Source organism: uncultured Rhodococcus sp. (genome assembly GCF_963525155.1).
In the GTDB taxonomy this organism is placed as follows: Bacteria; Actinomycetota; Actinomycetes; order Mycobacteriales; family Mycobacteriaceae; genus Rhodococcus_F; species Rhodococcus_F qingshengii.
The window spans coordinates 1-8223 of the sequence record NZ_CAURKP010000209.1; the positions used below are offsets into that span (position 1 = coordinate 1).

Genomic DNA, 8223 nt, shown 5'->3' on the forward strand with positions numbered 1-8223 from the left:
GCTCTCGACCGCGCCGAGCCATGGGGGGTGTGGGGCGGCGAGATCCTCGATCAGGGGGCCGTCATAGCGCGCAAGAGACCGAGAGGGCGCCCACGCAAGCAACTTGTGTGCGCGTGAGAGCCCTATTCGGCGGAGCCGGTTTCATCCATAACCGGCTCCGCGAACACTGGCAACCAACGAGTCAGGATTTCCATGTACGGGGCATATGCGTCCAACTGGGCGCATATGCCGACCGAACCGAGAAGAACACGGAAGATCATCAAATACTCGGCCGGAAGGTTGAGTGCACGGGCCGTTCGGAACTGCGCACTGTTGAAGTCAGTGGCGGTTCCGGCGGCCTTTTGCAGCCATGCCCGAGTGAAGTGAAATGACTCGGTCTGGATCGGGTCGGTGAAGGGTCGCAGGTAATCCGCGATCTCCTTGTCGGTCACCGTGCGTCCGGGGATCACGAATCCGTTGGCGCGCAACAACTCCGTCAACGCGTCGAATTGTTCCTCGACAGCCAAGCGCACCATCGTGCCGAGAACCCGTGGCAGTCCGTTCGGGAACGGCGCAGCAGCACCGAAGTCGATGACGCCGAGTCGGCCGTCCTCGAGAAGCATGAAATTGCCGGGGTGCGGGTCACAGTGGAGCAATCCGACACGGGCCGGAGACGCGAAGTGGAATTCGGCGAGTAGTGCACCGGCCGCATTGCGCTGCTCCGGCGTTCCACTCTCGATGATTCTGGTCAACGGGGTTGCCGTCATCCATTCGGTCACGACCACTTTCGGCGCGCTCGCCACGACGTGCGGGATCACGAATTGGGGATCTCCGTCGAACTCTTTGGCAAAAGCTCGCTGATTGTTCGCCTCGATCCGATAGTCGAGTTCTTCCTCCGTGCGCGCGGTGAACTCCTCGATCACGGGCCGTACGTCGACACCGGGCATGACCGAACCGAAGAGACCGGCAAATCTGCCCAGGGTCTTGAGATCGGCGCGTAGAGCTTCGTCGGCGCCGGGGTACTGAACTTTCACGGCTACGTCGCGGCCGTCCGCCCAGACGGCTCGATGAACCTGCCCGATGCTTGCCGACGCGGTCGGTTCATCGTCGAACGACTGGAATCGGTCGCGCCACTTGGTTCCGAGTTGCTGGTCGAGCATCTTGTGTACTTGCTTGGTCGGCAGCGGTGGGGCAGCGGCCTGAAGCTTGTTCAGCGACTCGCGGTATGGTTCGGCGAATTCCTCCGGAATAGCCGCCTCCATGACGCTGAGCGCTTGGCCCAGCTTCATCGCGCCACCCTTGAGTTCGCCCAGCACCGCGAACAATTGCTCGGCGGCCTTCGCGCTCAACTGTGCGTCGATCTCGCCTTTGTCACCGCCGGCGAGCTTGCGTCCGAAGCCCATGGCGGCGCGACCGGCCATCCCCAGGGGGATGCTCGCGAGTTTGGCAGTACGGGCAGAACTCTTGCGTGGGATCTCGGACACCACACCATCATGTCTGACTGGGGCGTCCTTTGCCCGAAACAGGTGCCAGGTATTGGCAACTGCAGGATATTTGCCGAGGCCAGCGCCTGGTTGTGATCCGATACGGACGCAGCGCGATCTCGAGCGTCGACGACAGACTCGCCGCATGCGTCGCCGCTGTCTCCGATAATGCGGAGTCGATCTCGGCCAGGGCCAGCGCGACACTTGCATGGATCATCGCCGATTCCGCGTGGCCTGCGCTGCCGAGTAGCTGCGCGGACAGATGAAGCCAATGAGGGTCGAGTTCGGATCGGAGGATGTCGGCGCACCGCAGGCAACTCGACTGACCAGGCAGGACAAGAGGCCCGACCACACCGTTGCCGTCGCGGATGCGGATGGAAAGGTGGGGGAGTCCGCAGCGAACGAGATCGCTGACCAGACGAGGATCAGTCACGACGTCGTCGCTCAGGACCACCAGTTGTTCGTTCCACGTGCGCACGACGTCGGTGTTGCGATACCCGCGCGAGCGACGCGTGCTGACCCCGCCGGTGACCAGTGCGCGCTCGATGGCGTCAGAGAGCGGACCGACACCGTGAATCCGGACCGTCGCGGTGCTTCTGCGGGCAGTGTGGACGAAACCGGAATCGGCGAGTTGCTCGAGCAACTCCTCCGTCACCGACGTGGGAATCCCGCGCCTCGACGCTTCCCAGAGGATGGTCGCGCGGGGTCTCGAGCCGTCCATTTTGCGCAGGATCGACTTCACCGCGCGATCGTCGACCCCGACAGGCAGAGTCAGCAGGACGGCACGTCCGGGGGTCCATCCCAGCTGCAGTCGACCGTCCGGGCGCGACAGAACAGCAATCCGCGGGTCCCATCGGGGTCCCGCGGATCGCTGTGAAGTGCTGTCTTGTCTGGTGTCGTCGTGTGTGTGACCGGTCATCATTCGATGCTGGCACGACGGGCCCTCGGCGAGTCCCCGTCAGCGGCAGTTATCCACAGGCGGTCATCGCGGCTGATCTGCGAAAATCGGTCGAGAAGGGATTACTTCTCTTCGTCGTCCTCGCGGGTCTTGTCCATCGCTTCCTCGGCCGCACGCTCTTTTGCCACGACGGCTTCGAGCTGGGCTATCGGGTCGTCGAAATTACCGGCTTCGCCGGCGCCGAGGACACGGGCGACAAATCCGTCCGGTGCGTCGAGATCGCTCGAATCGGGCATGAGGTCAGGATGTGACCAGACGCCGTCGCGAACGTCCATACCGGCTTCCGCAGTGAGCTTCTGCCACAAACCAGCCGCTTCACGGACCTTGCGAGGACGAAGTTCGAGTCCGACCAGCGTCGCAAAGGTCTGTTCGGCGGGGCCGCCGGTAGCGCGGCGACGCCGCAACGTCTCACTCATCGCGGCAACACCAGGCAGTCGCTCGCCGAGTGCGGCGGTGACGACCGTCTCCACCCAGCCCTCGACCAGCGCAAGCAGAGTCTCGAGACGTTCGAGAGCGGCTTTCTGCTCCGGTGTGTTCTGCGGCTCGAACGTGCCCTGCTGCATCAACGCTTCGAGCTTGCTCGGATCGGTGAGAGCGGATGGATCGAGGTCCTTGGCGAATTCTTCCATCGCCGAGAAGTCCATGGTGATTCCGCGGGCGTATTCCTCCACTGTCGCGAGAACACGCTGGCGCAGCCACGGAACGTGACTGTAAAGGCGCTGATGAGCGGCTTCCCGCGCGGCGAGGAAGACCAGAACTTCCTGATGCGGCTGTTCGAGACCCTCACTGAAAGCCTGAACCGCAGCCGGGAGAAGGGCCGCGGTGCCTTCGGGGCCGAGGGGCAGGCCGATGTCGGTGGAGGAGAGCACCTCGGTGGACAGTTGGCCGAGTGCCTGGCCCAATTGCGAGCCGAACGCGAGTCCGCCCATCTGGCCGAGCATGCCCAGCATCGGGCCAGCCATCTGCTGTGCTTCGGCCGGAAGACCCTGGACCCACATGCCCGCTACCTTCTCGGCCACCGGATCACAGAGTCGCTTCCAGGTGTCGATCGTGTTGTCGAGCCAGTCGTTCGGAGTCCACGCAAGAGTGCGGCTCGCTCCGGCAGGGAGCGTTGTCGCGGCGTCCAGCCACATCTCGGCCAGGTGCGCGGCGTCGGCGATCGCCTTGACGTTGCCCTCGGTGATCGGTGTGACCGATCCGATCTGTTGGCGTGCCAGCTTCTTGGCGATGTCGTAGTTGACCGGGCCGGACGTACCGCCCTGGCCCATCGACGAGCCCATTCCGCTCAGCATCTGCCCGAACTGGGTGAGCATCTGGCCGAGCTGAGCCGGATCGAATCCCTCACCGCCCGCGCCGAACCCGAACGGCATGTCACCACCCCCGAACGGATTGCCACCCGCCGCGTTCTTGTCGCGATCGGGATCGTCGTCGGAGTTGGAGAAGCCGAACGGCATATTGCTCATACCTCAACGGTACAAGGCTCGAGCGGTCGGAGTCGCCCTCCGAGTCACGCTGACGGCGAACACGCACGGCGCTCAGGCGGTGCGATCGGTGCTCCGGAGCCTTCGCGCTTTACTCTGGATCAGGTGAATCGACGGATAGTGACGCTCTTGGCCGCACTCGCACCCATCGTCGTGTTGGGAGTCGTCGGAACAATGGTCACTGTTCCTTATGTCGCACTCGGTCCTGGCCCCACCTTCAACACGCTCGGCGACGTCGACGGTAAGCCCGTCGTGGACATCCAGGGGACCGAGGTCGATCCCACCGACGGCAACCTCAACATGACAACGGTGTCGGTTCGCGACGGCCTCAACATCTTCGAAGCGTTCGGACTGTGGGCGAGTGGCAGCAACGGACTCGTCCCTCGCTCGGAGATCTATCCACCCGAGAAGTCGAAGGAAGAGATTCAGCAGGCCAACACCGCCGACTTCCAGCAGTCCGAGGACAGTGCCGAGTTGGCGGCACTGCACTTTCTCGGCAAGCCGGTGTCACTGACTGTTTCGAAGGTGACCCCGGACGGTCCCGCTGCGGGTGCCCTGCAAGAAGGCGACGTCCTGGTCAAGATCGGCGACGCTCCGGTAACCACCATCACCGGCGTTCAGGACACGGTCGGTGCGATCGCGCCCGGCACCGCGATCGACGTCACCGTCCTACGTGAGGGTGTGGAGACCGTGGTGCCGGTCACCGTCGGGGCGCGGCCCAACAAGCCCGAATCGGGTTACCTCGGCGTCACACCCAACGAGGTCCCGGACGTTCCCTTCACCGTGCAGTTCAATCTCGCCGACATCGGCGGTCCTTCTGCCGGACTGATGTTCACACTGGCCTTGGTCGACAAGCTGACTCCGGGGGAGCTCAACGGTGGAAAGTTCGTGGCCGGAACGGGCACCATCGACTCCGACGGCGAGGTCGGTCCGATCGGCGGCATCAGGTACAAGTTGATCGCCGCGTCCGAAGCCGGTGCTGAGACCTTCCTCGTGCCGGCCCAGAACTGTGACGAGGCGAAACAGAATGCGCCGGACGGGCTTCGACTCGTCAAGGTCGACAACCTGCCCGGCGCAGTGGACTCACTCGAGAGCCTCAACACGGGCGGCGACGCACCCCGCTGCTGAAAGCTGCCTGGCCGCCGACGACTCTGTCAGTCTTCTTCGACCTCGTCGAGCGTCGCGTACAAGGCGTGCACGAGGTGAGGTGCAAGACCGTCGTAGGTGAGCAGTTCCAAGTCACCGTACGGATCCGCATCCTCGTCGGGACGCATCTGTAGGAGCGACAGCGAGGGACCGTCACGGAGCACGCCGACGAACAGTCGAGCTTCGCGTCGATCGGGATGCGCGTCGGCCGTCAGTCGAGCGACTTCGTCCGCCGCGTGCTGATCGGTCAACACCGGCGCCGTGGCGTGGTCGAGATCCGATTCCGCCTCGGGCGGCAGGACGACGATCTCCTGCACCAGGATGCAACCCTGCACGGACTCGGGCCAATGCGTCGTCGCCAGGAACTCGTCGAGTGCCCGTGAACCGCCGATGATGTCCTCGGGAAGCGATTCCTGTTCGATCGGTGTGTATTCGGCGCCCTCGGCGAGTTGGTCGAGCAGTCCGGGTTCGGCCGCGGCGAGCATCTCGGTGGGTACCAACGCGTACAGCTTCGGCGGTTGATCCCAGCCTTCGGCGTCGATGTGGTCGACAACTTCATGAACGCACCGGGCGAGGGCACTCGGTGATCTGCTCATATTCTCTTCACTCACGCGTTCATCCTCCCACCTTCTGTCCGGCTCCCCGCTCTCCGTGTTGTCAACCCGTGACCGTTGTTACGTAGAGTGGTCGGAAACGGCCAAGTCCACTCGGGCGTGGCCGCAGTGATCGATGCAATCGGTTGCGACGCCACGGCGTCGCCAAATCTTGGAGCGTGGCACGTGGGCATGCGGCCCCCCGCAGGTTTACCCTCTCTGTCCAGACGCAGTCGAATCTTGTTGGTGGTGGCTGTCGTAGTGGCGGCCTTGCTGCTCGTGGGGCCGCGACTGATCGGCATGTACACGGACTGGTTGTGGTTCGGCGAAGTCGGCTTCCGCGGTGTCTTCACCAAGGTTCTGCTGACGCGATTCGTGCTCTTCCTGGTTGTCGGAATTGTCGTCGGCGCCATCGTGTGGCTCGCGATGCTTCTCGCGTACCGCGCACGCCCGGTGTTCGTCCCGGTCTCCGGACCCAATGATCCGATCGCGCGCTACCGCACCACCGTCATGTCGCGTCTTCGTCTGTTCGGCGTGATCATTCCGGTAGCGATCGGCATCCTGTCCGGTCTCATCGCGCAGGCCAACTGGGTCACTATCCAGTTGTTCCTCAACGGCCAGGCATTCGGTATCACCGATCCGCAGTTCAACATGGACGTCAGCTTCTACACGTTCGATCTGCCGTTCTACCGTTTCGTTCTCAACTGGTTGTTCGTCTCGATCCTGCTGGCTTTCGTGGCAAATCTGATCACCCACTACGTTTTCGGTGGAATCAAATTGGCCGGACGAGCGGGGACGTTCACTACCGCCGCTCGTGTGCAGTTGGCTGTTCTGGCGGGCACTTTCGTGCTGTTGAAGGCCGTCGCCTACTGGCTCGATCGCTACTCGTTGCTTTCGAGCGGCCGTAAAGAGCCGACGTTCACCGGCCCGGGGTACACGGACATCATGGCTGTGCTCCCGGCAAAGCTGATATTGATGTCCATCGCGATCATCTGTGCTTTGGCTTTCTTCGCTGCGATCTTCACCCGCGACCTTCGTATCCCGGCTATGGCCGTTGCTCTGTTGGTTCTCTCGTCCGTGCTCGTTGGCGCAGTCTGGCCGATGATCGTCGAGCAGTTCTCCGTCAAGCCCAACGCGGCGGACAAGGAGAGTACGTACATCGAGCGGAACATCGCGGCCACCAGGCAGGCCTACGGAATCACGGACGACAAGGTCACATATCAGCCTTACTCGGGTGACGGCGACGCAATTCCGCGCGAAGTGCCGGCAGACGTCACCACTATTGCCAATGCTCGTCTCCTCGATCCGAACATTCTGTCGCCCACTTTCACCCAGCAGCAACAGCGTCAGAACTTCTACGGGTTCCCGCCCTCGCTCGACATCGATCGCTACGACATCGACGGTGAGATGCGCGACTACATCGTGGCGGCGCGTGAGATCTCACCGAACAACCTGCAGGGAAACCAGACGGACTGGATCAACAAGCACACGGTCTACACCCACGGCGACGGCTTGGTGGCCGCTCCGGCGAACAAGATCACTGCGCCGGTCCTGGACCCGACGAAGGACAACGCGAACAACAACAATGCGGGCTACCCGATCTACACGGTCAGCGACATCGCCTCGCAGGACGCGGGAACACAGGTCATCAAGGTCGATCAACCGCGCATCTACTACGGCGAGGTCATCGGTCAAGGCGCTGACGACTACGCAATCGTCGGTGGTGCCGGTGGTTCGGAAGCTCGCGAATACGACACGGAGCAGACCAAGTACACCTACACCGGTTCCGGCGGCGTCTCCATCGGAAACTGGGTCAATCGCTTGGCTTTCGCGGCGAAGTACACGGAGAGGAACATTCTCTTCTCGGGTGCCGTCGGTTCGGATTCCAAGATCATCTACAACCGTGATCCTCGCGATCGCGTCGGTCAGGTTGCTCCGTGGTTGACCACTGACGGAGATGCGTACCCGGCCGCAGTCGACGGCAAGATCGTCTGGATCGTCGATGCGTACACCACGCTGGAGAACTACCCGTACGCACAGCGCAGTTCGCTGGACGGACTGGTCGCGGACAGTGTGGATGCAACGACCGGTCGTTTGTTGCCGAAGAAGGAAGTCTCGTACATCCGCAACTCGGTCAAGGCAACCGTCGATGCCTACGACGGCACCGTGACGCTCTATCAGGTCGACGACAACGACCCGGTACTCAATGCGTGGAAGGGTGTGTTCCCGGACACGGTCAAGCCGCAGAGTGACATCTCGGACGATCTGCGGGCACACTTCCGCTATCCCGAAGACCTGTTCAAGGTTCAGCGGGAAATGTTGGCGAAGTACCACGTCGACAATCCGACCGAGTTCTTCACCAACAACGCTTTCTGGTCGGTGCCCAACGAGCCGACGGTGGAGAATTCGAAGGAAAATGAACCGCCGTACTACGTGATGGTGGGGGACCAGGAAACCGGCGCGCCGTCGTTCCGGCTCACAAGTCCGATGGTGGGATTCCAGCGAGACTTCCTGTCGGCTTACATCACGGTGAATTCGGATCCGAAGGACTACGGCAAGATCACTGTTCTGCAGTTGCCCGT

At 62.6% G+C, this 8223-nt stretch carries 6 protein-coding genes and 1 pseudogene; 3 read left to right on the forward strand and 4 right to left on the reverse strand.

From position 1 onward, the window contains the following. Nucleotides 1-117 (forward strand): annotated as a pseudogene (locus RWT78_RS25790) (WhiB family transcriptional regulator); the annotation flags it as partial. Between the two features lie 5 nt (nucleotides 118-122). On the opposite strand, the gene RWT78_RS25795 reads toward RWT78_RS25790, so the two are convergent. From RWT78_RS25795 to RWT78_RS25805, 3 genes are all read right to left on the reverse strand, one after another. Then, a complete protein-coding gene (locus RWT78_RS25795; protein WP_314681834.1) occupies nucleotides 123-1466 on the reverse strand; it encodes an AarF/UbiB family protein in 1344 nt (447 codons plus the stop codon). Nucleotides 1467-1470: 4 nt separating this feature from the next. Further along, on the reverse strand, nucleotides 1471-2385 hold the full coding sequence (locus RWT78_RS25800) for a hypothetical protein (RefSeq protein ID WP_314681836.1): 915 nt from the start codon (nucleotides 2383-2385) through the stop codon (nucleotides 1471-1473). A 98-nt stretch (nucleotides 2386-2483) separates the two neighbouring features. Further along, entirely contained in the window at nucleotides 2484-3884 is a 1401-nt protein-coding gene (locus RWT78_RS25805) for a zinc-dependent metalloprotease (protein WP_003942352.1), read from the reverse strand. Between the two features lie 123 nt (nucleotides 3885-4007). Here RWT78_RS25805 and RWT78_RS25810 point away from each other — a divergent pair, with 123 nt between their 5' ends. Then, on the forward strand, nucleotides 4008-5030 hold the full coding sequence (locus tag RWT78_RS25810; RefSeq protein ID WP_314681838.1) for a PDZ domain-containing protein: 1023 nt from the start codon (nucleotides 4008-4010) through the stop codon (nucleotides 5028-5030). A 26-nt stretch (nucleotides 5031-5056) separates the two neighbouring features. Here the strand turns inward: RWT78_RS25810 and RWT78_RS25815 are convergent, their stop codons facing one another. Next, nucleotides 5057-5659, reverse strand: a complete 603-nt coding sequence (locus RWT78_RS25815) for a PPA1309 family protein (protein WP_003942343.1) — start codon at nucleotides 5657-5659, stop codon at nucleotides 5057-5059. 168 nt (nucleotides 5660-5827) lie between these two features. Here RWT78_RS25815 and RWT78_RS25820 point away from each other — a divergent pair. After that, nucleotides 5828-8223: UPF0182 family protein (locus tag RWT78_RS25820; RefSeq protein ID WP_314681840.1), on the forward strand; the 2396-nt coding region annotated here is incomplete at its 3' end.

Bases quoted from the DNA above. Each gene is read 5' to 3' on its own strand.
- RWT78_RS25805 (WP_003942352.1), bottom strand. From the start codon at position 3,884: ATGAGCAATATGCCGTTCGGCTTCTCCAACTCCGACGACGATCCCGAT.
- RWT78_RS25800 (WP_314681836.1), bottom strand. From the start codon at position 2,385: ATGATGACCGGTCACACACACGACGACACCAGACAAGACAGCACTTCA.